Annotated in this window: 26 protein-coding genes and 1 tRNA gene; 10 read left to right on the top strand and 17 right to left on the bottom strand. The window is 38.0% G+C overall.

All coding sequences use genetic code 11. The features are described 5' to 3' along the window. The first annotated feature begins 247 nt into the window (after nucleotides 1-247). Both PL9214_RS23235 and PL9214_RS23230 read left to right on the top strand, forming a co-directional pair. Nucleotides 248-1,927, top strand: coding sequence for a beta-barrel domain-containing protein (locus PL9214_RS23235; RefSeq protein ID WP_072721373.1), 1,680 nt, complete (start codon nucleotides 248-250; stop codon nucleotides 1,925-1,927). Nucleotides 1,928-1,957: 30 nt separating this feature from the next. Beyond that, a complete protein-coding gene (locus PL9214_RS23230; RefSeq protein WP_072721371.1) occupies nucleotides 1,958-2,341 on the top strand; it encodes a HetP family heterocyst commitment protein in 384 nt (127 codons plus the stop codon). 369 nt (nucleotides 2,342-2,710) lie between these two features. Here the strand turns inward: PL9214_RS23230 and PL9214_RS23225 are convergent, their stop codons facing one another. The 4 genes from PL9214_RS23225 to PL9214_RS23210 form a co-directional block, all read right to left on the bottom strand. Beyond that, nucleotides 2,711-3,034 (bottom strand): hypothetical protein, encoded by a 324-nt coding sequence (locus tag PL9214_RS23225; protein ID WP_072721370.1) that lies wholly within the window; start codon nucleotides 3,032-3,034, stop codon nucleotides 2,711-2,713. Between the two features lie 45 nt (nucleotides 3,035-3,079). Continuing rightward, nucleotides 3,080-3,286, bottom strand: coding sequence for a hypothetical protein (locus PL9214_RS23220; protein WP_072721368.1), 207 nt, complete (start codon nucleotides 3,284-3,286; stop codon nucleotides 3,080-3,082). Between the two features lie 51 nt (nucleotides 3,287-3,337). Continuing rightward, on the bottom strand, nucleotides 3,338-3,559 hold the full coding sequence (locus PL9214_RS23215) for a hypothetical protein (RefSeq protein WP_139295140.1): 222 nt from the start codon (nucleotides 3,557-3,559) through the stop codon (nucleotides 3,338-3,340). Between the two features lie 197 nt (nucleotides 3,560-3,756). After that, nucleotides 3,757-4,065 carry a hypothetical protein gene (locus PL9214_RS23210; RefSeq protein WP_072721365.1) on the bottom strand — a complete coding sequence of 103 codons (309 nt, stop codon included), beginning with the start codon at nucleotides 4,063-4,065 and terminating at the stop codon, nucleotides 3,757-3,759. Nucleotides 4,066-4,725: 660 nt separating this feature from the next. Here PL9214_RS23210 and PL9214_RS23205 point away from each other — a divergent pair. Beyond that, entirely contained in the window at nucleotides 4,726-5,460 is a 735-nt protein-coding gene (locus PL9214_RS23205) for a peptidylprolyl isomerase (RefSeq protein WP_072722308.1), read from the top strand. Between the two features lie 73 nt (nucleotides 5,461-5,533). Here PL9214_RS23205 and PL9214_RS23200 read toward each other — a convergent pair. Continuing rightward, nucleotides 5,534-5,620 (bottom strand) — tRNA-Ser (locus tag PL9214_RS23200). 85 nt (nucleotides 5,621-5,705) lie between these two features. Between PL9214_RS23200 and PL9214_RS23195 the strand changes: the two genes are divergently transcribed. Genes PL9214_RS23195 through PL9214_RS23185 form a run of 3 tightly spaced genes read left to right on the top strand, consistent with a single transcriptional unit; the run spans nucleotide 5,706 to nucleotide 7,601 of the window. Continuing rightward, nucleotides 5,706-6,074, top strand: a complete 369-nt coding sequence (locus PL9214_RS23195; RefSeq protein ID WP_072721363.1) for a 2Fe-2S iron-sulfur cluster-binding protein — start codon at nucleotides 5,706-5,708, stop codon at nucleotides 6,072-6,074. After that, nucleotides 6,004-6,747, top strand: coding sequence for a thermonuclease family protein (locus PL9214_RS23190; protein WP_083580154.1), 744 nt, complete (start codon nucleotides 6,004-6,006; stop codon nucleotides 6,745-6,747). The genes PL9214_RS23195 and PL9214_RS23190 overlap by 71 nt, the downstream gene beginning before the upstream one ends. 32 nt (nucleotides 6,748-6,779) lie before the next feature. Then, nucleotides 6,780-7,601: an inositol monophosphatase family protein gene (locus PL9214_RS23185; protein WP_072721361.1), complete on the top strand. Its 822-nt coding sequence runs from the start codon at nucleotides 6,780-6,782 to the stop codon at nucleotides 7,599-7,601. Nucleotides 7,602-7,723: 122 nt separating this feature from the next. On the opposite strand, the gene PL9214_RS23180 is transcribed toward PL9214_RS23185, so the two are convergent. The 5 genes from PL9214_RS23180 to PL9214_RS23160 all read right to left on the bottom strand — a co-directional run bounded on the left by PL9214_RS23180 (nucleotide 7,724) and on the right by PL9214_RS23160 (nucleotide 11,701). Further along, nucleotides 7,724-8,704 (bottom strand): AAA family ATPase, encoded by a 981-nt coding sequence (locus PL9214_RS23180; RefSeq protein ID WP_083580198.1) that lies wholly within the window; start codon nucleotides 8,702-8,704, stop codon nucleotides 7,724-7,726. Nucleotides 8,705-8,730: 26 nt separating this feature from the next. Next, nucleotides 8,731-9,393, bottom strand: coding sequence for a nicotinamide riboside transporter PnuC (pnuC, locus tag PL9214_RS23175; RefSeq protein ID WP_083580153.1), 663 nt, complete (start codon nucleotides 9,391-9,393; stop codon nucleotides 8,731-8,733). A 254-nt stretch (nucleotides 9,394-9,647) separates the two neighbouring features. After that, a complete protein-coding gene (locus PL9214_RS23170; protein WP_072721358.1) occupies nucleotides 9,648-9,932 on the bottom strand; it encodes a translation initiation factor in 285 nt (94 codons plus the stop codon). Between the two features lie 63 nt (nucleotides 9,933-9,995). Further along, nucleotides 9,996-10,490, bottom strand: coding sequence for a hypothetical protein (locus PL9214_RS23165; RefSeq protein WP_072721356.1), 495 nt, complete (start codon nucleotides 10,488-10,490; stop codon nucleotides 9,996-9,998). A 350-nt stretch (nucleotides 10,491-10,840) separates the two neighbouring features. Next, nucleotides 10,841-11,701 (bottom strand): SDR family oxidoreductase, encoded by an 861-nt coding sequence (locus PL9214_RS23160; protein ID WP_072721355.1) that lies wholly within the window; start codon nucleotides 11,699-11,701, stop codon nucleotides 10,841-10,843. Between the two features lie 275 nt (nucleotides 11,702-11,976). Between PL9214_RS23160 and PL9214_RS31540 the strand changes: the two genes are divergently transcribed. Continuing rightward, nucleotides 11,977-12,147, top strand: coding sequence for a hypothetical protein (locus PL9214_RS31540; RefSeq protein WP_186440443.1), 171 nt, complete (start codon nucleotides 11,977-11,979; stop codon nucleotides 12,145-12,147). A 111-nt stretch (nucleotides 12,148-12,258) separates the two neighbouring features. Continuing rightward, on the top strand, nucleotides 12,259-12,840 hold the full coding sequence (locus tag PL9214_RS23155; RefSeq protein ID WP_072721354.1) for a Uma2 family endonuclease: 582 nt from the start codon (nucleotides 12,259-12,261) through the stop codon (nucleotides 12,838-12,840). Between the two features lie 23 nt (nucleotides 12,841-12,863). Here the strand turns inward: PL9214_RS23155 and PL9214_RS23150 are convergent, their stop codons facing one another. Further along, nucleotides 12,864-13,439 (bottom strand): tetratricopeptide repeat protein, encoded by a 576-nt coding sequence (locus PL9214_RS23150; RefSeq protein WP_083580152.1) that lies wholly within the window; start codon nucleotides 13,437-13,439, stop codon nucleotides 12,864-12,866. A gap of 152 nt (nucleotides 13,440-13,591) precedes the next feature. Beyond that, nucleotides 13,592-14,776 carry a 1-deoxy-D-xylulose-5-phosphate reductoisomerase gene (locus PL9214_RS23145; RefSeq protein ID WP_072721352.1) on the bottom strand — a complete coding sequence of 395 codons (1,185 nt, stop codon included), beginning with the start codon at nucleotides 14,774-14,776 and terminating at the stop codon, nucleotides 13,592-13,594. A gap of 173 nt (nucleotides 14,777-14,949) precedes the next feature. Here PL9214_RS23145 and PL9214_RS23140 point away from each other — a divergent pair, with 173 nt between their 5' ends. Continuing rightward, nucleotides 14,950-16,545: a DUF2079 domain-containing protein gene (locus PL9214_RS23140; RefSeq protein WP_245824343.1), complete on the top strand. Its 1,596-nt coding sequence runs from the start codon at nucleotides 14,950-14,952 to the stop codon at nucleotides 16,543-16,545. A gap of 85 nt (nucleotides 16,546-16,630) precedes the next feature. On the opposite strand, the gene PL9214_RS23135 is transcribed toward PL9214_RS23140, so the two are convergent. The 3 genes from PL9214_RS23135 to PL9214_RS23125 are packed head-to-tail and all read right to left on the bottom strand — an operon-like array spanning nucleotide 16,631 to nucleotide 22,658. Then, nucleotides 16,631-17,809, bottom strand: coding sequence for a hybrid sensor histidine kinase/response regulator (locus PL9214_RS23135; protein WP_072721349.1), 1,179 nt, complete (start codon nucleotides 17,807-17,809; stop codon nucleotides 16,631-16,633). A 14-nt stretch (nucleotides 17,810-17,823) separates the two neighbouring features. Next, complete coding sequence (locus PL9214_RS23130) at nucleotides 17,824-20,586, bottom strand: hybrid sensor histidine kinase/response regulator (RefSeq protein WP_072721348.1); 2,763 nt, start codon at nucleotides 20,584-20,586, stop codon at nucleotides 17,824-17,826. 38 nt (nucleotides 20,587-20,624) lie between these two features. Further along, complete coding sequence (locus tag PL9214_RS23125; RefSeq protein ID WP_072721346.1) at nucleotides 20,625-22,658, bottom strand: GAF domain-containing protein; 2,034 nt, start codon at nucleotides 22,656-22,658, stop codon at nucleotides 20,625-20,627. Between the two features lie 229 nt (nucleotides 22,659-22,887). Here PL9214_RS23125 and PL9214_RS23120 point away from each other — a divergent pair, with 229 nt between their 5' ends. Further along, the gene (locus PL9214_RS23120; protein ID WP_072721344.1) at nucleotides 22,888-23,634 is read left to right on the top strand and encodes a pantothenate kinase; all 747 of its coding nucleotides are present in this window, start codon (nucleotides 22,888-22,890) and stop codon (nucleotides 23,632-23,634) included. Here PL9214_RS23120 and PL9214_RS23115 read toward each other — a convergent pair. Further along, nucleotides 23,537-24,436, bottom strand: a complete 900-nt coding sequence (locus PL9214_RS23115; RefSeq protein WP_072721343.1) for an alpha/beta fold hydrolase — start codon at nucleotides 24,434-24,436, stop codon at nucleotides 23,537-23,539. The two genes, PL9214_RS23120 and PL9214_RS23115, sit on opposite strands and share 98 nt — an antisense overlap. 27 nt (nucleotides 24,437-24,463) lie before the next feature. Beyond that, nucleotides 24,464-24,931: an NUDIX domain-containing protein gene (locus PL9214_RS23110; RefSeq protein ID WP_072721341.1), complete on the bottom strand. Its 468-nt coding sequence runs from the start codon at nucleotides 24,929-24,931 to the stop codon at nucleotides 24,464-24,466. Between the last annotated feature and the right edge of the window lie 76 nt (nucleotides 24,932-25,007).

Below are 25,007 nucleotides of genomic sequence, written 5' to 3'. Positions count from 1 at the left end.
TACCCTAGTATAAATACAGAGGATTCTGATCAATGCCAAAACACTAGCCTAAACGTAAGATTACTGAAACCCTGGGTGTCGGGCTACAGCGCGTTTATATGCGGTTGTAAGTTTCAGTCACCGTGTAATCTGTGCCGTTCTTTTTTTGTCAACCGTCAATTTTAAATCCCTGTTTTCCAATTCAACCTAATTTCATAAAAAACCATTGAAATAATTAACTTTTGTCGGCTAGTTTCTACATCAGCTTATGAAACCGTACAAACTGTTTTCCTCTTTCAAGACCAATATTGATCATGACCCAGACCCCCAATTATCGATAACCGCAGAGGAGGAATACTTACAGGATCTACAATTCAGTCGGGAAGAGCGAGAACAAACCGAGCAGATTTATGGCGGGATAACGGGTTCTGTCCCCTTCCCCCAATTGGCTCCCCCCCAAACCGTCCCCAAAAAATCTCCCCCTCTACCCAGTGTTCCGACTCCAAAAGAAGACTGGTCAAGTGCTTTACAATCTTTACTCGATCAACCGCCAGCGTCTTTTCCTCTGCAATTAATGTTAGGAGGATTTATTTTTTGTGTGGCGTTTGTCGCCTGGGGATATTTTGGAACCGTTGATGAAGTGGGTCAAGCCAGAGGTCAATTAGCACCCCAAGGGGAAGTTTATAAAATTCATGCCGTTGAGTTAGGAAAAGTTTCTCAAATTCCGATTAAAGAAGGACAAACTGTTAAAAAAGGTGAGGTTTTAGCCGAACTGGATCGACAGATTGCTACGACAGAATTAACGAGATTACAACAACAACTCACCGCCTTGAAAGCTGAACTAACTCAAAAACAAGGCTTAATTGAACGGATTCATTTAGAAGCACAAACTCAATCGGCAATTGCCAGGGCTCAAATTCAAGCTCAACAGGCAAGTATTGAACGAGTAAAAAGCCAAATTGCCTCGAATCAACGGTTACTGGATCAACTCAATTTTGAAGCCAAAGCTACTCAAGAACGAGTTAAATCTTTACAACCCTTAACAGCAGAAACTCAAACCTTAATTGAAAAATTGCAGGAGGGAGAATTAGCGGCACAAGAACGACTAGAACGGTTAAAACCTCTGTTACAGAGTGGTGCTATTTCTAAAGACTTAGTGTTTCAAGCTGAACAAAATCTACGGGATCAAGAACGAGGTATTGTTCAAGCACAATTATCAGAAAAAAATAGTACCCAAGAACAGATTTTTCAAGCGGAACAAAGTTTCCGAGATCGGCAACGATTAATCACCCAATCTCAAGGAGAATTACAACAATCTCAAGTTGAAATTGAACAATTGAATGCGGAATTAGCCCAAAGACAAGCGGAGGCGAAAACAATTCAAGTCGAAACCCAGCAAAAAATTCAACAAACTGAGTTAGAAGTGACACAGTTACAAGCCCAAATTAAAGACACTCAAAATTTGATCGCAATGGCTGAAGCAAAACTTCAAGAACGATACCTCTATTCCCCCGTTGATGGTATTGTTTCTACGTTGAATGTGTTTAATTCGGGAGAAGTGATTCAACCCGGACAAACCGTTGCTGAAATTACACCCAAAAATGCACCTTTGATTTTAACCGCGAGTCTCCCAAACGACAAAGCCGGATTTGTGAAAACCGGAATGTCGGTTAAAGTCAAATTTGATGCTTATCCTTATCAAAATTATGGGGTGTTTGAAGGGACGGTTAACTCAATTTCACCCGATACTAAAATCGATCAAGGAGTTGGCCCTGTTTATAAATTAAAAATTGTGTTAAAAAAGGACTATGTTTTGCAACAAAATCAGAAAATTCAGTTAAAACCCGGACAAACGGCTAGTGCGGATATTATCATTCGTCGTCGTCGGATTCTGGATATTCTGCTTAATCCGATTCTGCAATTGCAGAAAAATGGGATTGATTTGTAAAACACTACTTACAGATTAGGAGTAAAGGAAATGTCGGCTCAATATTCCTACAGCACCTCGAAAATCGCTAAAACCCTCAGTGAAGAACAATTTGAACAAATCCTAGAGGCAATTCTATCAGGAAAATATTCTTGGGCTTGTGTTTTAATTCTTCGTTTTGCTGGGTATAATCCACTGCACTATATTCCCTATCGGACTTACAACCGATTGACTAAGGATAATAATTCTAATCGTCAGTCTCCCAGTAACACTGTTCCGGTTCAGTCCAGCCTGAAAACTAAGACCTCTGCTCATGTTACCCAAATTCGGGACTTAACTTATTTAGAACCGATTCCCGAAGTGGGTCATGGCGTTTCGGGGGGATGTCGGAATTTACAGGTTCACGAAGGTTTGTCTAGTTGGACATTAAACTAAACCCCCTATCAAATTTCAATTTTCTGTTTGGCTGAGTTTAAAATAATTTTTTTGAGTCTCCTTTTCAAAATTCTTTAAAAAACCGCTTTTCTACATCTTGCCATCTTTTACAATCGCCTGTATTCAAGCAGGTTTTTTTTTGAACCTTGTTTAAAAAATTGCCATTATGGCAACAAGCATCCTGAAACTTAATTACAATACTATTTGATGACCTTGAATAACTTGAATAAAATGACCTCCTCTGAAAGTTAAAAGTAACTTTCAGAGTTTACTTATGATTATTTCATTTTGATTAAAAAGATTTAAAATATTAAATACTCCCTTTACTCTTCATAAAAAGGGAGTATTTGAATTAGGTCACAAAATTAATTAGTTGGGCAAGTCTATTGCTTTTATCTTCAGAGCCTCAAAAGCATAGTTTTCTCCCGATCCAGAACGAACTTTTATCTTGACTTTATCAAAGCCTAGGTAGTAAACATCAACATCAGCTAGAGGATTTGTGCCCACAGCAATGGCTGTTCCTGTTCCTGTTGCTTTTGTCACTTTACCTTTATTTGTAACCTCAACATCTGTAATGGCTAACGTGCTTCCATTCTCGACTGATACAGAGGCATTGACTGCTAATAAAGCTCCTCCTAAAATTAACTCGTTTTCAGAAATCTTTTCAAAGTAGGATAAATCTGAAATCATCATAATTTTTTGTTTAAATTAATTGGATGTGACGGTTCCGCGATTAAGCTAACTGCTAGAAACTGAAATGGAAGCCGACCCCGAAATCGAGGATGAACTACTTTTAGAAGAGCCATCACGAGAAATTTTGACCATGACTGATTGACTAATTTTCCCTTGCTCGTCGCCAGAGGTACTGACCATACTTTGGACTTGCGCGATTATCTTTCCATCAGGGGAAGCTATTCTGTGGCTAAAAAATTTGGTGTGTTTCATATAGATTAATCTTTGATTGCATTTATTAAACCTGGGTTAAATCTCTATTCTTTAACTCACTGAAGCTATTGAACAGGCAGAAGCGATGGCACAAGTATTACTACCAGATGCTATAGAGGTAACTCTAGCATAACTGACAGCCAAGGAGCCATAAGGACGAGTGATTGCCAAATTATTAAAAACACCACCAGTATAGGTTGAACTACCAAAGGCGGCTGCCGAAAATCCAGAAATTGCTAAAGCACCACTACCATCTAAATAAATAGCAGTCATTTCTGGTATAGAGTCCAAATAATCGAGATCGGAAATTATCATATTTTTTTATCTTCTAACTTGATGACTTTTTAACAGAAGGGGAGCCTATCAAAATAATCTCTAAGAGTTAAGTAAAGGTGGACAACTCTTAGAGATTATTCTGCACTTTATATATTTAAGAATTGCCAAATAGACAACTCTTAAATTTAAAATGACTAGGGCGCTGCAAGAGCAATAACGCTGATGGATTGCTGGCTAGAAAAAGGAGTGACTACCTGAGAAAATGTGGTTTGTGTATTAGTAGAGGAACCAAAAGCTTGGTTGTCACCACCAATACTAGCTGAATTACCTGTAACGCCTGATGCGACTCCGTAAAGTCCTCCAACTAAGATACCAGATCCAGTAAGGCTGGTACCACTAATTTGGTAAGAGTTGTTAAACCCAAAAGTAGGGGTATACGAAAAAGTACCGCCAACGACATCTTGAGTAGCATCTTCCAAGTAGTTCAGATCAGAAATAATCATTGTCTTTCTCCGTTTTCAAGCGAGTTTATTTTGGTTTTTCTGTTACCTAATTTAGCTTGCTTCATGGTGTCTATGTTGCCATTTTGGCAGAATCTTTTTTCGGTAACTATTTTGTTTTTCTGTGATCAATTTATCAAAAGTAACAATGCTTGCCTTGCCATTTTGGCAGAATCTTTTTCTGTTTTGGCTGAAAAACTTTGTTTCCTTCGATGTTCTTAATATAGTCGGGCTTTTTCCACCTGTGTTGCCATTTTGGCAAATTAATTTTGGCGGGTGCGAAAACCTAGAAACTAGCCTAATCCCATATTATATAGAATCAAAAAAATCATGCTTTTTTACTTTCCCCCAAAAATCATGAGAATTTTATCTCTCAAACAAACTGCCATTTTGGCAACAACAATCTTGAGCACTGAGTTACAATCTGAATTTGATTGACTCGGCTTTAACAATTAGTAAAAATACTTAATCTGAAAGTTATTGAATTTTCAGATTTTTACCACATCAACTTATTTCCTTTAAAGGCAATGAGAAACATTACCCTGAATTCTAAGGATATTTTCGCTCAATGGACAAACAAAATTAACGTCAGCCAATTTAACGGTAATTTATAACAGTCTGCTCATGTTAAGTTAAAAAGAGTTGGGATTTCCACAAATGATTATGGTGCAACTTTCCAAGGATTTACTTGATAATGAAGAAATTATTAGCTTCCTGAAACAAAACCTAGAATTCAAGGAAGTTTATCAGAAAATATTGTCTCAAAAAGTTATTAATCAAGTTGCTGAGGAAAGAGGTATTATTGTGACGGCTGAAGAAATTCAAAACCAAGCTAACCAACAACGTTATGCCAAACGCTTAGAAAAAGCGGCGGATACCTTAGCTTGGTTAGCTGACCAAATGATCACATCCGATGACTGGGAAGCGGGAATTCGAGAACGTCTTTTAGCGCAAAAATTAGCAGAATCTTTATTTACTAAAGACGTTGAAAAATACTTTATTCAAAATCGCTTAAATTTTGAGCAAGTTTCCTTATATCAAATTATTGTTCCCTATGAACGCTTGGCTAGAGAGTTATTTTATCAGATAGAAGAAGAAGAAATTAGTTTCTATCATGCCGCCCATTTATATGATATTGAACCCGGACGTCGTGAACGCTGCGGATATGAAGGTCAACTCTATCGTTGGGGATTAAAAGCGGATTTTGCCGCTATTGTATTTGCTGCTACCCCTGGAGAAATATTAAGTCCTGTCAAAACTGACCAAGGTTATCATCTAATCTTAGTTGAAGAGTTTATTCAAGCTGAACTGACCATTGAACGAACTCAAGAGATTATTCAAAAACTGTTTAAAGATTGGTTAGCGAGTGAGTTAAATTATCGGCTTTATAATGCTTAAAATTTAGCTCTCCTGAATTCTGATACAAACAGAGACGCAGTTGATCAACAAGCTGCGTCTTTAGAATTTAAAACGGAGAGGGAGGGATTCGAACCCTCGTTAGAGTCACCCCTAAACGACATTTCCAGTGTCGCGCCTTCAACCGCTCGGCCACCTCTCCAGGGGGAAATATTTCGTTTTTACCCACAAAAATATATATTATCATAAGTTCTGGAAAGTCAACACTCTCTCAAAAAATTTTTTTTATGTCCCGTTCCCACCGAATAGAAATTCATTATCGCCAGACGGGTGAACGCTATTATGTCAATGTTCCCGAAGATCGCTATATTCTGCAAAGTGCCGAAAATCAGGGGGTAGATTTGCCCTTTTCCTGTCGCAATGGCGCCTGTACGACCTGTGCGGTGCGGGTGGTTTCTGGCCAGTTGCACCAGTCGGAAGCGTTGGGACTCACCCCAGAGTTACAGAAACAGGGGTATGCGTTATTGTGCGTCAGTTATCCCCGTTCAGATTTAGTTGTGGAAACCCAAGACGAGGATGAAGTATATGAACTTCAATTCGGCCGTTACTTTGGTAAAGGCAAAGTTAAAACCGGATTACCCTTGGACGAAGATTAATTTACTCAAATTGAGAAAATCTGAATATCAATTCAACTTCCTCAGCTTTTTTAACTGGGAAAGTCAAGGTAGGTTAATTGATTTCAGGTTTCCAGTAAAAGGGTATGGTGGACTATTATTGGGAATTTTGCTGTTTTTAACCAGTTGTTCTCAACCTGACCTTCCTAAAGGGATCTTTACTAAAGTTGAACGAGTGATTAGTGGTCAAAGTCTGGAAATTCTCGATAAAACGGGTAAAATTCCGGTGTTGCAACAAGTTCGGTTAGCAGGAATTACTGCACCTGACTTGAAACAAGACCCTTGGGGGGTTAATGCTAAACAATACTTAAAACAACTGTGTGAGGGTAAAAAAATTCTCCTAGAAGCAGATTTAAACAAGAAAGATCGCTATGGTCGCATCTCCGGCTATATTTGGTTAAATCAAACGTTGGTGAATGAAGAATTAGTGAAAAGTGGATTTGTCTTAGCAGAAATTTCATCCGTTTATCGCTCTGTTACCTCAAATTTTCAGACTCAGTATCGTCAACGGTTAAACTATGCTCAAGAATATGCTCGACTCATGGGAAATGGCATTTGGAACCCGGAAAAACCCATGCGTTTAACTCCAACTGAATTTCGACAACAACAACCCCAGAGTCATTCTAATAATCCTGAGTTGCTGAATATTAACTGAAACCGGAAACCTACAAACTAATCCTTAATAATATGAGTACAAACGAATTACAGTTTTTTTTAGATCTAGCGACTTTAGCGGCTCAGGCGGGGGGTGCAGTTTTAAAAACTTATTTAGGGAATTTAGAAGATATTCAAGAAAAAGGACGGTCTGGGGATTTAGTTACGGAAGCGGATAAAGCTTCGGAAGCCGCAATTTTATCGGTGTTAGAACGTTATGTCCCTGACCATGGCATTTTAACAGAAGAATCTGGAAAATTAGGAGATCTAACCAGTCCTTACCTGTGGGCTATTGATCCGTTAGATGGAACGACAAATTTTGCCCATCAATATCCGTTTTTTTCGGTTTCCATTGGGTTATTAATTGAGGGTATTCCTCAAGTGGGGGCAATCTATGATCCGTTTCATGATGAATTATTTCAAGCCGCCAAAGGATTAGGCGCAACTTGCAATAATCGTTTAATCCATGTTTCTAAAAGTGATACTTTAGCTAACAGTTTATTAGTCACTGGCTTTGCCTATGACCGTCGAGAAACGGCGGATAATAATTATGCGGAATTTGCCTATTTAACCCATTTAACTCAAGGGGTTCGTCGTAGTGGTGCGGCTTCAATTGATTTAGCTCATACCGCCTGTGGACGCTTAGATGGCTATTGGGAACGGGGTTTATCTCCTTGGGATATGGCGGCTGGAATTGTATTAGTAGAAGAAGCCGGAGGGAAAGTAACGGCTTATGATAGCAGTGCTTTTGAAATGCGTTCGGGTCGAATTTTAGCGACTAATGGTTATTTGCATGAACGTTTAAGTCAAGCGTTAGTAGAAACCCCACCGTTATCGAGTTGGAAGGATAAATAAGTTTGTAGGGGCGAGGTAACCTCGCCCCTACGCCTGAAATTGATTTCAAGGCTTTTAGCGCGATTTTTGACACTGATGGGGCGTGCCTTACCCCTACCCAAGGATTTAGTAAAATTAGTTCTTTACATCTTCAAAATGGGGAAGTTTGGTAATGTATTAATAATAGCGATCGCATCCGCTAAACGCTTCTGGGGAGAACCCCCAAGACTCACCCAAAATTTCCCCAGTTTTGTTAATTGTTCCCTAAACCATTGGTGCATTTCCATTCGCAAATGTTCACTTTCTCTCGTGCCATCTTGAACAAACTCAAAATCCGGTTCTGTGAGTAAATATAACGCATAATTTCGGTGCTGGGCTATTGTTTCTAATTCCAGGTTATAAAACCCTAAATATCGTCGATGCCAAATATGGGTTGCTAAAGGATCAGTATCACAAATAATCCGTTGATTAGCTTGTAAAGCCAGGGCATCTTCCATCAGAATTTGAGTTTGAGCAATGTGTAAAAATTCATGACTTTGCCATTGTTCAGACTGGGAAATATATTGCCGTCCTTCCCAATAGTTGCGACCATATTCAGGAACCCAAACGGTTTGATAATATTCAGCTAAAGCTTGAGCAAGGGTTGTGGTTCCACTTGATTCTACTCCTAACACACAAATGCGTTGAGCAAAATCAGCTTTTGCAGGGGGAGTTAACATTAACCAATGCCGGGCTAAATCTTCCCGCAATTGAGTTCCTGAAATCGAAAATTGTTGACGATCTAAATCAATTGTGATCGGAATAGCCCCCATTGCTTTCGCCCAAGGTTCACCATAAAGTTCTGAAGTAAAGGCAAAATCTGGCTGACGACCTTCTAACAATTCTAACGCTTTTAACGCCCAAGGTTCAGGAGCTTCGGGTAAATCATCTAATACTTCTATGACCTCAACATCGGGGTGCATTTGCCTAATCCAATTAGCTCTAATTGCGCCTGAAATTGTTTCATTGGGTTTATAACCGACTAAAACAACCAAATGATTAACTTGGGTTTTAGCACTCTGAATTAAATAATCATGTCCGAGATGAAATGGATAAAACTTGCCAACCGTGATTCCTAGGGTCATGATAGTTTTGATTTGAACAATAAGGGTTAAATTTTGGATTGAGATTGCTGTTTATAAAGCGCTTTAAAATGATATAATCCTGAAATTGCCATCCCTAAAAATACCGCATATAATCCACTGGTTAAGTATAATCCCCGTGAAGCATATAAGGGAACATAAATCACATCAACCGCAATCCATAAATACCAACTTTCCACATAGCGTTCCATTAAATACAGTTGAGCGATCGCACTTCCAACAGTTGTTAACGCATCCCAAAATGGTGCCGCTCCTTGAATGGCAATTAATACAGTTCGTAATCCCCAAACACTGGGAATAAATGCGATTGCACTAACAATAAACTGGGATTTCGGCAGATGACTAATGGGTTTTTCCGTTTGATGTTCTCCTCCTTTTAACCAAATTAAGATGCCTTGAATACTGGTAATCAAATAAAAGATTTGAATTCCTACATCTGCATAGAGTTTAACTTGATAAAATATTATCGCATAAGTCACAACTCCAACTAACCCAATCCACCAACCTAAAGGATTATTTCGTGCTAATAATCCCACACTCCAGGCGGAAGTGACAACCGCAACAGCTTCTAATAAACTAAGTTGCACGCTCCAAATCGGCTGTAAAGGTAAGATTAAAATTAATACTGTTCCGATAACAGCAAAAACAAGCATTATTCCATTTTTATTCATGGTTTTTTAGGGATCGGGATTAGTTCACAAACTGAGTCAAGTTCTTGAATCTAATTTGTAAACCATGATAATTTTATCAGAATTAATATTAATTCTTCATCCATAAAAAAAATCGTCCTAATTATTCATCAAACGGACGATTGTAAACCTTCGTAGAGATAATCTAGCCTGACTCAAGGTAACAAATGAGGGTAAATTTAATCCTCTATTTGAAGAAAGATTTACCCTTCACAGAAACCGCCGATCAAGCTTTACTAAGCCCAACGATTTTCCTCATCGGCGGGATCACCATAGGGATCTTCGCTGGCGGGACGAACATTGCCAAACTGTCCATATTGCCCATAATCGGCGGGATCACCGTAGGGATCTTCGCTGGCTGGGCGAACATTGCCAAATTGTCCAAATTGTCCCTGATCAGCCGGATCACCATAGGGATCTTCACTAGCGGGATAGACTCGCCGATTTTCATCGTCATTGTATTGCTGCTCATCGGGATTTAAGAAAGAGTCAGCCATTTTTCGTAAAAAACCATCAACCATGATTTTGTTCCTTTTTCTATGAATTGAATTGGCGAAAAAATTGTTAATGAAGCGATCGCTTTTTTAACGCGCAGAGGCAGGATTCTGGACAACATCATTGATATCTAAACCTGAAGTTCTGCCGTTATATCCCTTAAAATCTTCATAGGCACGGGCTTCTTCTTCAGGAACCTGAATTCCTTCCGGCGGAGGAGTAACCCAATGGGCTCGACCTTCTGCATCTCGATAATAAACACGACCATTTTTAGATAAATAATGTTTACCTTGTGGCCCGTTTTCTGGTCGATTTTTATGTTGGTTATAGATGTAGTAAAGAGCCGCCGCCCCGACTAAAATAGCCACTTTTTGACCATTAGATAATCCCGGTCTCGCTTGAGATTGTCGTGAAGGTGGAGGCGCAACAGTTCCCCCCCTGGTATCGTCCACCGGAGGCGGAGGACTATTATAACTTTGAGAACCGCCACAAGCATTTAAAAAGGGAACCATCAACAACCCAGACATTAATAACGCCATAGGTTGTGAAAATTTGTGACGTTTTGGGGGGGATAGTGTTTGCATTGCGCCTCCTATTTTTCAAGGGAAACAGGATAAAGGATAAAAACAGTTTTTTGATTGGTGCTGTTGTTAACTGTTTTAAAATTCAGGCTAAAAAATTTAAAACAAAAACAACCTTCTCTAACCAAACAGCCCAGAGTTTACGCGCTGTTTCTATTTTTTAATTTTGGATGAAATGATTCCCTTAAACATCTGACTATAGAAATAAAAGCAAAAACAATATTGAACCAGAAGGACTATATAGAACGGTGTGTACTCCTGTCAGCTAGATCAATCACAAAAACCCGGTAACGTTCACGAAACCGGGTCTTTAATGTTCACTGTCTTAGAAGAGATTGAAAACAAATCAATGCTTATCCATTGACCACTTCACCGCCGTTGGGATGCAGCACTTGTCCGGTCATATAAGAGGCATCTTTTGAAGCTAAAAATACATAACAGGGGGCAACTTCCGCCGGTTGACCGACCCGTTGCATGGGGACTTGTTGACCGAAGGTGGCGACTTTATCTTCAGGGAAAGTTGCCGGAATTAAAGGAGTCCAAATCGGGCCAGGAGCAACGGCATTCACCCGAATATTTTTCTCAACTAAATTTTGAGAAAGGGCGCGAGTAAAAGCAACAATAGCTCCTTTTGTTGAGGAATAATCGACTAAAGTGGGATTGCCTTGATAAGCTGTAACTGAGGTGGTATTGATAATAACGCTACCTGGATGCAGGTGATTAATGGCAGCTTTTGAAAGATAGAACATTGAAAAAATATTTGTGCGGAAGGTACGTTCTAACTGTTCTGCACTAATATCTTGGAAGTTTTCTTGAGGATGTTGTTCGGCTGCATTATTGACTAAAATATCCAGGTGTCCGAACTCTTCGGCGGTTTGTTTAACGGCTTCCCGACAGAAATCTTCATCCCCAATATCACCCTGAATTAATAAACAACGCCGACCTTCTTGTTCGACGAGTTTTTTTGTTTCTTCTGCGTCTTCTGTTTCGTTTAAATAAATAATAGCAACATCAGCACCTTCTTTAGCGTAGAGAACGGCAACAGACCGCCCAATTCCACTATCACCACCCGTAATTAAAGCGGCTTTATCTTTGAGTTTATTACTTCCTTGATAGTCGGGGTCAACTATTAAGGGAGCGGGATTCATTTCCGTTTGCAATCCAGGTTGTTGATTTTGATGCTGGGGGGGTCTTTCTTGTTGTTGAGTTGGCATAATTAGATTCTTCAAAGATGAGGTTTACACCAGAAATTAGAATTCTTTTCTCTGTTAAAAACAGTAGGAATTTTAACTGTGTTTCTTCCTCTGTCAGAAGTTATAAATTAATGTAAATTATAAAAATATAACGATTTTAACGATGAAATTGCTAAAATAGGAGTAGAACAAGCAATTGAAACCGATGAGGAGACAGCGACTATTTGGATAAATCAACAACTTGAAAAATTAGGAATCAATCTAAAAACTACCACTTAAACCATTTTAGAGTAGCAATGAAAGCAGTTAAAGTCATGGCAATCATTAATGATCAAGGACAACTAACCTTAGATCATCCTCTCCTAACAGATAAAAATAGTCGTGTAGAAGTTATTGTTCTAATTCCAGAACAGACAGATCTAAATGATAAATCTCAACAGGCGACAGACAGTAAAGAGGATGTCTAAACAACTCCTATAAATTGCTAAAATAGGAGTAGAACAAGGAATTGAAACCGATGAAGAGATAGCGACTATTTGGATCAATCAACAACTTAAACGATTAGGAGTCAACCTGCTATGATTGCTCAAACTGAGACAAAAACCTACACCCCTGAAGAATATTTAGAACTTGAAATTGCCTCAGAAACCCGCAATGAATATCGTAATGGAGAAATTATTCCGATGACTGGTGGAACACCCGACCATAACGAAATTGCAGGAAACCTTTACACTTTGCTCAAATTTGCCTTAAGAGGTCAATCTTATCGCATTTTTATCACGGATCAACGCCTTTGGATTCCAGAGGTTAGCCTCTATACTTATCCTGATGTGATGGTACTTCAAAAGCCCTTAGAACTGCAAACTGGACGCAAAGATACGGTATTAAATCCTTGCTTTATTGCGGAAGTTCTATCTAAATCGACCCAAAACTATGATCGCAGTGAAAAATTTGCTTCTTATCGCACCCTTCCCATTTTCCAAGAATATCTGCTCATCGATCAATATCGAATTCATGTCGAACATTATGTTAAAACTGCTGTCAATCAATGGATTTTTTCAGAATACGACGATCCCAATATTACCCTATCTTTTAGTAACTTTGAAACGCAAATTTTAATCGCCGATCTCTATGAAGATATCGACTTCAACAATCAATAATAAAAAAGGATAAAATTATGATTTTAACTCAAATGTTTAAGACGTTCAACAGCCTCTAAAGCTTTTAAATAGTAAGCTATATTTTCTGCGCCTTTAAATAAACTAGCTGCTTTCTCCAAATCACCAATAGCTTCTTGTATATTTCCGAGATCTCGATGGGTTAATCCTCGATTATAGTAGGCTTCAGCATTATTTTCATCATAATTTATTGCTTGATTATAACTAGATAAGGCTAACGAATCTTTTCCTAGTTTGCTTAAAATATTGCCTCGGTTATAATAAGCTGTAGGATTTTTGGGATCGATTTCAATCGCTTTGTCATAATCTTGGATGGCTTTTTCAAGATTCCCTAACTTCAAATAACAAACTCCTCGACTAATATAAGTTTCTGTACTATTCGGTTTAATTTTTAAAACCATATTAAAGTTTTCCATTGCTCCTTTATAGTCTCTTTTTCTTGTTTTATTTAATCCTTGATTATGAATTTCTTTGATATTATTTTTATCTAATGTTTGCATTTTTTCCTGTAAAACAAAATATTCTTCTGGAGTCAATGTTTCTATAATTTGTATGAGAGCATCAATGAGTTTATTATTCATAATATTTAAAACCTAAAAATGAGTTAAATTCCAAAAAACACCTAAATTCCTTTGTAGTAGGGGTGAGCAGCGGCTCACCCCTACAGTTTTTGGAACTCAGGCAATTTATAAAACGGATTCAGATTTAACCTAACTACCCCTTTACCTAAAACTTAAACCGCAACTTTTTGAGCGAGTTTTTCAGAAGCTACAATTACTTCTTGTCTTGCCCAACGATCTGCCTCTATAATATCTTCTAAAGTTGGATCTTGACGATTATTAATCCGATGGCGATCGCAAGTTAATTCAATCACACGAGGAATATCTAAAAACTCAATTTTTTCTTCTAAAAATAAAGCAACCGCCTGTTCATTAGCTGCATTTAAAACCGCAGGCATCGAACCCCCAGACCTTCCTGCCGCATAAGCTAAAGACATACAAGGATATTTTTTATCATCCGGTGCTTTAAAGGTTAAACTTCCCGCTTTTACTAAATCCAAACGTTCCCAATTTGTATAAATTCGTTCCGGCCAAGACATCGCATATAATATCGGTAAACGCATATCCGGCCACCCCAATTGCGCTAAAACGGAAGTATCTTGTAACTCAATTAATGAGTGAATAATACTTTGAGGATGAATCACAATTTCAATATCATTATAATCCAATCCAAATAAGAAATGGGCTTCAATGACTTCTAAGCCTTTATTCATCATTGTTGCTGAATCAACGGTGATTTTTTTGCCCATTGACCAGTTAGGATGGGTAATCGCATCCGCCACTTTCACGTCTTTTAATTTCTCTACAGGCCAATCTCGAAATGCACCCCCAGAAGCGGTTAAAATAATTTTCCTTAATCCTCCTTTAGGTACTCCTTGTAAACATTGAAAAATTGCTGAATGTTCGGAGTCGGCGGGTAATAATTTAACCCCATGTTTTTCGATTAAAGGATTGACAACCGGCCCTCCAGCAATTAAAGTTTCTTTATTAGCCAGGGCGATATCTTTTCCGGCTTCAATGGCGGCAATGGTGGGTAATAATCCCGCACAACCGACAATTCCGGTGACAACGGCTTCCGAGTCTCCATAACGAGCAACTTCGATGATTCCCTCCTCTCCCGCCAGCAAAATCGGCTGAGGATTGACATCGGCGATACGCGCTTTTAAATCGGGTAATTGGTCAGGATCTGAAATCGCAACAATTTGAGGGTGAAACGTGCGAATTTGTTGGGCTAACAGGTTGATATTGCGTCCGGCGGCGAGTCCGACAATCCGAAACTGTTCGGGAGATTCTGCTACAATGTCTAAGGTTTGAGTCCCGATGGAACCTGTAGAACCCAAAAGTGTAATTGCTTTCATCTTTTCTTAAGAAGTATTTGATATAACCATAGTACGATGCTTGATCCCCATTGCTGAACTCCGCTTCAAATCAAGTTTGAATCGCCGTCGATGAGTTAAAAGATTGAAGTTGTAATCAATATTCTACTGTTCAGAAGATTCACACTCAGGTAGACTAAATTTCGGTGTGAATCATGAATAAAATGCAAACCTACCCCGACCTTCCCGAACCTTCAACGTCAATTCAGACAAAGGGCTTATTTTCCCTTTCGATCTGGAAAATTATGGCGATTGGTACAATTATTCTGTTTTTGTATAGCAGTTTGCGTCATTTTTTATTTCAATCGACGGCTTATGATTTAGGAATTTATGATCAAATTATATACTTAATGAGCCAAGGAAGTCAACCTATTTCTTCCTTTTTAGGGTTCCATTTTTTAGGGGATCATGGGGCATTAGCCATTTATCCGTTAGTCTTTTTATACAAGCTATATCCAACGGTTTATTGGTTATTTTTAGTTCAGGCAATTTGCTTGGCTTCCGGGGCTGGAATTACTTGGAAATTAGCGCGTTCATCGGGATTAAATCAACAATTAGCGTTAGCGGTTGCCATTGCTTATTTACTGTATCCTGAAATTTTTAATATTAATTTATTTGATTTTCACCCTGATGTTTTAGCAGTTCCGGCAATTTTTGGGGCAATTTTAGCGGCTAAACAGAAAAAATTTATCTGGTTTATTCTAGCAATTCTTTGGATTTTAGCTTGTAAAGCGGTGTTTAGTTTAACCGTGATTGCTATTGGCTTTTGGTTAATCTTTTTTGAACAACGTCGTTTTTCTGGAATGATAGCCATTGCGTTAGGAATTGCTTGGTTTTTACTGGTGACTCAAGTTATGATTCCGTTTTATAGTGGTCAAGAAGCCGCCGGAGTCTCTCGCTATCCTTATTTAGGAAATTCAGTTTTAGAGGTTATTTTTAATACCCTTTTCAAACCTCAATTTGTTTTAGGAAAATTACTGTCTATCGAGACTTGGGTTTATTTCTTGGAATTTAGTATTGCAGTAATTTGGTGGTTAAACCCTCAAAAGTTTATCGCTTTAATTCCAGCCATTCCCACGTTATTACTGAATGTATTATCTATTGACCCCATGCAACGCAGTTTAATCTATCAATATTCCCTTCCGGCTTTACCTTTTTTATTCTTAGTAATGATTAGAACCTTAGCCGCAGAAAAGCCGGGACTGGGGAATAGTTTATGGAGTTTATGGAATAAATTTCAGAAGAATACCCCCCCTCAACCTCCCTTGTCCTCAGAGGAAATGAATATAAATTCTCCAACTTCTCACCCCCCTATAGCACAGGAGGAAGGTAAAAAGCCTTATTCTAATTTATTCACAATTCCCCATCAAAAACTCCCCCAATGGATTGTACTTTGGTCAAGTATAATCTTCTTATTATGGGGAGATCATACCCAAGTTTTAGGCTATTTTACTCGCATCGATAATTGGTCAGCCACCCGAAATGCCGTTACCCAAATCCAAACTAAAGGAGGCGTTTTAACTGATAACCGACTTGCACCCCATTTCACCCATCGAAAAACCATTAAATTACTCAATCAAGTGTCACCGGACTTTGATTTAAAAGAATTTGATTATGTGATTTTAAATTTACGCCATCCTTGGCCGGATACAAAAGATTTAGGGGAAAAATCTGTCACTCAATTGAAAGCAAAATCTAATTTTAAATTATCCTATGAAAAGGATGATGTGTTAGTGTTTAAGCGAATTTAATCGAATTACAAGAGGTAAAAAAAACTGGTTTTGGAGAACAATACCTTAAAGTCTTGTCCTCCATTTTACTTATTTCCTGCTATATTTATTCAGCCCAAACTGGAATTGTAAACCAAAAAGTTGCCCCTTGGTTAGGACTAGAAATTACCCCAATTTTACCGCCATGAGCGGTAATAATTTGCCGACACAGATATAAACCTAATCCTAACCCTTTAATTTTGCTGAGATGGTTTTCTCTTTGATAGAGGTCAAACAGAGTTTCAATATCTTCGCTATTAATTCCCACTCCATTATCAGAAACAGTACACCGAACGAAAGACGAATGATTTTCTGTTGAAATTACTTCGGCTGCAACCGTTAAAGTAATCCCTGGAGCATTATATTTAATCGCATTAGAGAATAAATGCTCAAATATTCGTAAAAGTTGATGAGAATCTGCTTTAATTAAAGGCAAATCTTGAGAAATATTACTTTTTAAGGAAGCCTGATTTTTGCTAATAATCGGTTGCCAATCTCCTACTAAAGTCTGAATGAAAGTATAGATAGAGAGCGGTTTACACTCTAAAGAAATCCCTTGAATTTCGATATCTGTTGTTTCCACTAAAGAATTAATCAAGGTTAATTGGCGATCGCAACTATTCACCATCCGTGCTATAATATCTCTAGGAACAATAATACCCGATGAATCTGACACTAAATTTTTGGTCAGTAAACTTTTTAATCCTTTCAAGATTATTGTCATCGGATTTTTTAAATCCTGGGATATGGCATGAATCAACAAGCTTAATTTAGATTCTATATTTTGACGGTGTTGAATTTCCTGTTTTAACTGTTCATTTTGTGCTTGTAGTTGTTTTTGTTGTTGACGAATCATCAATTGAGTTTTCACCCGAACTAACACTTCCTGAACATGAAAAGGTTTACTAATATAATCCACTCCCCCCACATCAAACGCTAACACTTTATCTAAAGGATCATTTAAAGCACTCAGAAATATAATGGGAATATCCTGATAATTAACAGACTCTTTCAGAAATTTTGCAACTTCATAACCATTCATTTCTGGCATCATAATATCTAATAAAATCAAATCAGGAAGAATCGCTTCTACCGCTTGAATAGCGCGTTTTCCATTCATGGCTTTGCGAACTTTATAGCCTTGTTCTAATAACATGGAAGATAACAAACGTAAATTATCGGGGGTATCATCCACGATTAAAATATCTACAGGTTGAGCATGAGAAGAATCAGAAGAATGAGTCATAACTTTAAAAAAAATTAAATTACAAGTTTTGTGATATCACTAATGGTATCTAATCGAAATTCATCTACTAATAATGTCAGAATTTCTGCTAGTTCTACTTGAGAATCAGGAATTTGTTGAATTAACTCACTAACCCAGCTATCATCTCCACTTACCGCCGCCTGATGCAATTGTTGAACCCATGCTAACGGCATTTTCTGAAAGATTTCTGGCGTTAAGGATTGAATTGAGTTGAGTGATGGGGAATCCTGGGGACTTTCGTTTTCATAGATATATTGAATTCCCAAATATTGAGCCATTTTATCAAACAATTCCGCCTCTTGAAAAGGTTTTCTGACAATATCATCACATCCGGCTTCCAAAATAATATGTTCTTCATCCTGTAACGCACTCGCAGTTAAAGCAATAATCACCGTATTTTTTCCTTGGTGTCTTTGTTTAATCTGACGAGTTGCTGTATATCCATCCATTACAGGCATTCGCATATCCATCCAAATTAACTGTGGTTGATATTGTTCCCAAACTTGAATCGCTTCTAACCCATTTCCAGCTTCAAAAACTTCAAATCCAACGGAATTTAATAACCGTTTGACTAATAACCGATTTTCAACAACTTCATCAACAACTAATATTTTATAGTCAGGTTGATTCGGTAATAAACCGATAACTTTCCCTAGAGTGTGCTGGTGTGAACTTTCAGAAAATTCTGCCTGAGTTGTTAATATTGTAAATTGAAAAATACTCCCTACCCCAAATTGACTACTAACGGTAATATCTCCTCCCATCATCTGCACAAACTTTCGACTAATTGCCAACCCTAACCCTGTGCCTTGTTGGGATTTTTGGCCTGATTCCGTTTGCACAAAAGCATCAAATAAATCCTGAAGCTCTTCGGGTTTAATTCCCATTCCAGTATCTTCTACTTCAAAACTTAGATACAGTTTATTGTTGCTGTTTTCTCCAGGTAAATGTTCCTGAAAGGGTAAAGGTTTCACCCGCAATATGACTTGACCTTTTTCTGTAAATTTAATCGCATTCCCCAATAAATTAATTAACACTTGACGTAATTTCTTCTCATCACTAATAATATACCGAGGAACCTCCTCGCCATATTGAACGATAAACTGAAGTCCCTGAGAAGTCACTCTAATTTTTAACATTCCTTCTAAGGTATCCAAGAATTGATAAAGATCAAAACTTTGTTCAGTTAATATAGTTTTTCCCGCTTCTATTTTGGATAAATCTAAAATATCGTTAATCAGTTCTAATAAATGTTCACCACTGCGATTAATAATCTTTAACTCTTGAGAACCTTGGGAAAAAGTGGGGTTACGCGACATCAATTGACTAAACCCTAAAATAGCATTTAATGGCGTTCTTAACTCATGACTCATATTCGCTAAAAAGGTACTTTTAGCACGATTAGCTGCATCTGCGGCTTGTTTCGCTTCTTCTAATTCATGGGTTCGTTCCGCAACTTTCTGCTCTAAACTTTTTGAATATTCTTCTAATTTATGATAAGATTGTTTTAACTGAATTCGCATTTGATTAAACGCTTGTGCTAACCGTCTTAATTCATAAATGGGTTTATGCTGAACAGGTGTTCCCCAATTTCCTTTAGATAACCCATCCGCCGCTTGACTGAGTTCAAAAATAGGTTGACTCACCCAACGACTGGTAATAATTCCTAAAATAATAGCCAGTCCTAACGCTCCTAAACATAATAAAATAGTAATACGGTTATTCTCATGGATATGTTCCATAAAATCCGATTCAGGAATCACCACAACAACGAACCAGTTTAAACCATACTGATCTTTGTAGGGAAGAACTTGTAGAAAATGTTTTTGTCCATTCCAAGTAAATTCTAATTGTTGTAATGTTTGAATTTGGTTAAATTGATGAAAATTTTGAATTAAATATTTCACCGTTGATTGAGTTAAACCATTAGAACTTTCAATCGCTTTTAAGGGTTTTGCGATTTGATTTTCTTCCGATTTAATATAGGGTTTTTCTTCCGTAGAAGTGGCTACTAATTGTCCTGAATCATCTACAATAAAAGTCTGAGCAGTAGGACTAATTTTAATATTATGTAAAAAATCGCTGATTAATTCTAATAGTAAATCAACCGCCATTAATCCTTTAAAATCACCCGTTTGATCATAAATAGGGGTAGCCAAAGTAATTCCTACATCCCCTCTGGAAAAGGTATAAACACCACTCCATTTTGTTTGGTTCGCTTGCATCGCTTGTTGATACCAAGGTCGAGTTTTAGCATCATAAAGATCAGTAGCAATCCGTTGAGTTCGATTTCCATTTTCATCTAATTGATAAATAGCTCGTTTGGGAAAATTTTCACTAATTAAGGCAAGAAATCCTTGAGAAGAATTGTGATTAACTAAAACAATTTCTCCTTGAGGATTAGCAAAATAAATCCCTTGAATAGATTTTAATAATTGAATTTGTTTAAAAAATCGTTGCTCTAAAAGTTGGGAGTTGTTTATATTTAAAATTCCCAGTTGCACCGCTTCTACATTAATTTGATTTAAAAAATAAGGTTTAGCTAAATAATTATCCAAACGTTCTTGAATCCGATTTGCAATTTCTTGTTGTAACTGCGTGACTAAATCATTAATTGCTTTTTGTCCATTCCGATAGGATAAATACCCCGTTAATCCAACAGCAACAATCATTTGAAGCAGAAACGGAATAATTAAAACTGTTCGTAATCTTAAGTTCCCGGATAGATGCCTGATAGAATGATTAAAAGGGTTCATGGTTAGCCCTCAAGGGAAATTGCCCTGATAATATCATGTTATTGGCAAGGAATCTCAATGATAAATTCTGTTCCTTGTCCTTCCTGACTCTTAAATTCTAACTTCCCGCCATGACCTTTAACAATCACTTGATAGCAGATAGCGAGTCCCATTCCTGTCCCTTGACCTACAGGTTTTGTTGTAAAAAAGGGATCAAAAATTCGAGATTTAATGTCATCGGGAATTCCTAAGCCATTATCCTGAATAATAATTTGGATAAAATCGGAGTTTTTATTAGCAATTTTAATCGTAATTTTTCCATCTTTCCCTCGCTCTTTAACGGCATAAATGGCATTATTTAAAATTTGAAAAAACACTTGATTAATTTGACCCGCAAAACAATTGATTTTAGGAATTTTTTCGTAGTGTTTCTGGACACTAATTTGATTCATTTTATGTTCTAATAAACTTAGACTGGTTTCTAACCCTTCTGTTAAATCAACAAATTTCCATTCCGATTCATCCAAATGGGCAAAATCTTTTAAACGATTAACAATGGAGCGAATTCGCACACTGCCTTGTTCCATAGAATCAATTAAATGGGGAAAGTCTTCTCGAATAAAATCTAATTCGATTTCTTCACTAATTTGACTGAAAAACTCTGCCATTTCAGGACTAAATTCTCGACATTGATTTAAAGCATTTACCAAATTATCAACATACCCTCTGGCATGGGAAATATTAGCATAAATAAAGTTATTAGGATTATTAATTTCATGGGCAACTCCCGCTACCATTTGACCTAAACTTGATAGCTTTTCACTTTGAATCAGTTGCATCTGGGCATTTTTGAGTTCTTCTAAGGTCGCTTGTAACTGTTGAGTTTGAAGTTTATATTGCCAAGCGGTTTCTTGAACTTTGGTATACAGTTGTGCTTGTTTAATAGCAATTGCTAATTGATCTGCAAGTTGTTGTAATCCTTCAATTTCCCAGGATTTCCAATACCGAGGATGACTACATTCATGAGCAATTAATAATCCCCAAAGTTGATTATTAGATTGATTTTGTTCAGTTTCTCCTCCCATTAATATCGGGACAACTAAATTCGCTCGGACTTGTAACGCAGCTAAAAAATTTACATGACAGGGATCTAAATCCGATTGATGAATATCATTAATTGCCCGAACTCGTCCATTTTTATAGAGGTTTCCATGTTGTTCAGGAAAACAATTATCTGTGATTTTATCCCCAAAAATTGACGGCCAAGGCACTCGATAATCCTCAACTTTAATTTCTCCTTGCCAACCGTCTATAAACTGATAAATTACGACTCGATCTGTATTCAAAACCTGCCGAACCCCTTGAACAGCCGTTTTTAAAATGGTATTTAATTCTAAACTACTGCGAATTTGATTAATCACTAACCGTAATAACGCTTCTTGTTCCGCTTTACAGCGAGTTTCTTGATATAATTGAGCATGATGAATGGCGATCGCTAAAGGAGATGCAATTCCATCTAACAGTTGAATTTCCCAATCTTGCCATTCCCGTTCTCGATCACATTGCTGAAGTCCAATAATCCCTTGAACTTCCCCTTGATAACGAACGGCAATGGCTAACATGGATTGAATTTCTAACTGATCAATTAAAGCTTTTGTTGTTTCTCCTAAACCCGGAAAGTCTTGAAATTTTGTCACCGCCAAAGGTTGCGATTGAGACAATAAAACCTGTAAATACAGATTATCATTGACGCTGAGTTTAATTCCCAGTTGACTCGAATATTCCCCCGAATTATATTCACCTCGCGTCATAAATTCCTGCTCAGAGTTAGATTCTTTGACTAAAATACTCACCCGACTACATTGAATAATTTGACCCAGTTGTTGACAGGCTGAACTTAAAACTTTATCTAAATCTAAGGTACTAATAATTTCTTTATTAATCTGATTGAGCAGATCATAAAATTGAATCTGATGTTTATCTATATCGTCTTCCAATAAGGCAATCGAAGCGGGTTTTTCAGATTCAAAATAGCTGAACATATAGTTTTTTGGCCATGAACAGTAAGGAGCATCTAAATGAAGTATAGACATAGGAATGTACCCCATAAAAATTAAATTTTGATTTCCAATTTTTTAAGTTAAAATGAAGAAAAAATATCAGGTTAAAGAGGTTGATATTAGGAGATTAATCATCCGGGTGATCATCAGATTTTCGTCTTCACCGGAAACAGATCAGGTTTGAAGATGCACCCTCAACCCCAAAGGTTGTGTAAAGATATCTTAAGATATTGTTACATAAAAAAACTATTTCTTAAGATAGATGCGTCAATTCTCTTCATCTTCGATAGTCAGTGAACAGCCTTGGTTTGGATTAATGCTGGGAAATTCCCGCCGACATTGGGCAAAACTAGCGGGTACAACCGTATTAGAAGCTTGGAATGAGGAAAATACGGATCAACCCCCTACCTTCACAGACAATCTGCCCTTACTGGTGGCCTCTGTGGTTTCCGAACCCACTCAATACGGGGCAACATCCCCCCTGGTGCGAGCGTTAACCTTGGCAGACGTTCCCCTCAACGGGATGTATTCAACTTTAGGTATTGATCGAGCCTTAGCCGTTTTCGGTGGCGGAACCTGCTATGGATGGCCAATTTTAGTTATTGATGCCGGAACAGCCCTGACTTTAACCGGAGCAGATGCCCATCAACGGTTAGTCGGAGGGGCTATTTTGCCCGGTTTAGGTCTGCAACAATCTTCCTTAGCCCAAAGAACGGCCACCTTACCGACGATTGAATTTTCCCAAAATCTACCCCAACGCTGGGCAACCGACACCCCAGAAGCCATTCAGAGTGGAATTATTTATACACTATTGGCGGGAATGCACGATTTTATCAAAGCTTGGCAAACAGAACATCCTAATAGTGCTGTTATTCTCACAGGAGGCGATCGCACCCTATTACACCGTTACTTTACCAAGCAGTTTCCTGATACGAAGACTCATCTGTTGGTTGATCCTCATCTAATATTTCGGGGGATGGCGGCTCTGAAAACTGAACATGGGTGGTAATAAACGTTCTAATCGATTGAGCAATCACTTCTGGCATTTGTACGGGTAAATTCGGTTGTCCGCCCTCAATAATTTGACATTGAGCCATCGGTGTAATTTCGGAATAAGTTTTACTGTGTTGATAAGCCATGGCAGTATCTTCATTTCCTTGTAAAACCAAAGTCGGCAACCTCAACTCATGGAGACGTTGATTCAGCATTTCCCCGTGAATTTCCGCCCACCGACGCTGATATAACAATTTATTCGCAACGGGCCACTGCAACATCATCTGCCTCTGGTTCAACTCAGCCTGAATTTTTTTTCCTTGTCCAAATAGAAACGCTAAGGGATAAATCAGTTTCAAAAACCAAATCAAGGGGGAAAAATTAGCCGCTAATTGCCGGATTCGTCCCCATTCTTTTTTATAGTTGGGAAATTCCACTCCCTCCGGGGCAATCACCACTAAGCCTTTCACAGCATCAGGATATTCTAAAGCATAACGAGTGGCAATCCAGGCGCCCAAACCGTGACCCACTAAACAAAATTCCTTCAGTTTCAGGGATTTAATTTGTTCGGCTAAACACTCCACTTCCAAACTAATAGAAGGGTGAATTTTCGTAAAAGATCGAGATTCTCCACATCCCAAAACATCCGGTGCAACACAATGATATTCAAGACTTAAGTGCTGCATCAACGGAATCCATTGACTACTATCCGCCCAAGACCCATGCAGAAAAATAATCGTAGGGCCATAGCCAGCTTCACGCCAGAAAATCTGGCCTTGGGGAATTTGAACCCGAAAATGATGGAATAATTGATACATCCTAATTATTAATACAGTGGACAAACCTTAAGCTAACGTCGTCAGACCGTTTAAATAGTCCTGAAGATGACGTTCACAGTCATGACTGAAATCCGTGGGGAGGGATGTGACATCAAAGGCTTTAACCTCCGTAATTTCATGGATGTCCTGAACTTGAAAGTTCCCTTGAACATCCGCTTCCACAACCACACAGATAGAATGAATTCGCGGATCTCGATCTGGCGACGAATATACACCCACTAAACGTCGAATTTTCACTAATTCTAACCCAGTTTCTTCAGTCAATTCCCGTTGAATTGTGGTTGAGATTTCTTCGCCCCAGTCTACCATCCCCCCAGGTAAAGCCCATTTGCCATTATCTCGACGTCGCACCAAAACAATTTGGCCATTAGGCAGAATGGGAATAATACTGGTTCCAGGGACGGGATGACGAAAAATAATCCCTAATACCGTTTGTCCAAAATTCCAAAACTGTTTCGCGCGTGATAAAACCAAAATGCCTTCCTTCTCCTCTGATTAGACAACTCTTAACCCTTTATACCTAGAGATCTTGACAGTTTTACATTCTTGG

Origin of the sequence: Planktothrix tepida PCC 9214 (assembly GCF_900009145.1) — a bacterium.
Classification (GTDB): Bacteria; Cyanobacteriota; Cyanobacteriia; order Cyanobacteriales; family Microcoleaceae; genus Planktothrix; species Planktothrix tepida.
The sequence above is the reverse complement of the archived record's forward strand: the minus strand, read 5'-3'. Positions and strand labels throughout refer to the sequence as shown.

Bases quoted from the DNA above. Each gene is read 5' to 3' on its own strand.
- PL9214_RS23120 (WP_072721344.1), top strand. From the start codon at position 22,888: ATGCGTCAATTCTCTTCATCTTCGATAGTCAGTGAACAGCCTTGGTTT.
- PL9214_RS23190 (WP_083580154.1), top strand. From the start codon at position 6,004: ATGAACTTCAATTCGGCCGTTACTTTGGTAAAGGCAAAGTTAAAACCG.
- PL9214_RS23115 (WP_072721343.1), bottom strand. From the start codon at position 24,436: ATGTATCAATTATTCCATCATTTTCGGGTTCAAATTCCCCAAGGCCAG.
- PL9214_RS23205 (WP_072722308.1), top strand. From the start codon at position 4,726: ATGGTGCAACTTTCCAAGGATTTACTTGATAATGAAGAAATTATTAGC.
- PL9214_RS23230 (WP_072721371.1), top strand. From the start codon at position 1,958: ATGTCGGCTCAATATTCCTACAGCACCTCGAAAATCGCTAAAACCCTC.
- PL9214_RS23140 (WP_245824343.1), top strand. From the start codon at position 14,950: ATGAATAAAATGCAAACCTACCCCGACCTTCCCGAACCTTCAACGTCA.
- PL9214_RS23180 (WP_083580198.1), bottom strand. From the start codon at position 8,704: ATGACCCTAGGAATCACGGTTGGCAAGTTTTATCCATTTCATCTCGGA.
- pnuC (WP_083580153.1), bottom strand. From the start codon at position 9,393: ATGAATAAAAATGGAATAATGCTTGTTTTTGCTGTTATCGGAACAGTA.
- PL9214_RS23170 (WP_072721358.1), bottom strand. From the start codon at position 9,932: ATGGTTGATGGTTTTTTACGAAAAATGGCTGACTCTTTCTTAAATCCC.
- PL9214_RS23225 (WP_072721370.1), bottom strand. From the start codon at position 3,034: ATGATGATTTCAGATTTATCCTACTTTGAAAAGATTTCTGAAAACGAG.
- PL9214_RS23235 (WP_072721373.1), top strand. From the start codon at position 248: ATGAAACCGTACAAACTGTTTTCCTCTTTCAAGACCAATATTGATCAT.
- PL9214_RS31540 (WP_186440443.1), top strand. From the start codon at position 11,977: ATGAAAGCAGTTAAAGTCATGGCAATCATTAATGATCAAGGACAACTA.
- PL9214_RS23185 (WP_072721361.1), top strand. From the start codon at position 6,780: ATGAGTACAAACGAATTACAGTTTTTTTTAGATCTAGCGACTTTAGCG.
- PL9214_RS23220 (WP_072721368.1), bottom strand. From the start codon at position 3,286: ATGAAACACACCAAATTTTTTAGCCACAGAATAGCTTCCCCTGATGGA.
- PL9214_RS23195 (WP_072721363.1), top strand. From the start codon at position 5,706: ATGTCCCGTTCCCACCGAATAGAAATTCATTATCGCCAGACGGGTGAA.
- PL9214_RS23145 (WP_072721352.1), bottom strand. From the start codon at position 14,776: ATGAAAGCAATTACACTTTTGGGTTCTACAGGTTCCATCGGGACTCAA.
- PL9214_RS23155 (WP_072721354.1), top strand. From the start codon at position 12,259: ATGATTGCTCAAACTGAGACAAAAACCTACACCCCTGAAGAATATTTA.
- PL9214_RS23215 (WP_139295140.1), bottom strand. From the start codon at position 3,559: ATGACTGCTATTTATTTAGATGGTAGTGGTGCTTTAGCAATTTCTGGA.
- PL9214_RS23125 (WP_072721346.1), bottom strand. From the start codon at position 22,658: ATGTCTATACTTCATTTAGATGCTCCTTACTGTTCATGGCCAAAAAAC.
- PL9214_RS23165 (WP_072721356.1), bottom strand. From the start codon at position 10,490: ATGCAAACACTATCCCCCCCAAAACGTCACAAATTTTCACAACCTATG.
- PL9214_RS23210 (WP_072721365.1), bottom strand. From the start codon at position 4,065: ATGATTATTTCTGATCTGAACTACTTGGAAGATGCTACTCAAGATGTC.
- PL9214_RS23150 (WP_083580152.1), bottom strand. From the start codon at position 13,439: ATGAATAATAAACTCATTGATGCTCTCATACAAATTATAGAAACATTG.
- PL9214_RS23160 (WP_072721355.1), bottom strand. From the start codon at position 11,701: ATGCCAACTCAACAACAAGAAAGACCCCCCCAGCATCAAAATCAACAA.
- PL9214_RS23135 (WP_072721349.1), bottom strand. From the start codon at position 17,809: ATGACTCATTCTTCTGATTCTTCTCATGCTCAACCTGTAGATATTTTA.
- PL9214_RS23130 (WP_072721348.1), bottom strand. From the start codon at position 20,586: ATGAACCCTTTTAATCATTCTATCAGGCATCTATCCGGGAACTTAAGA.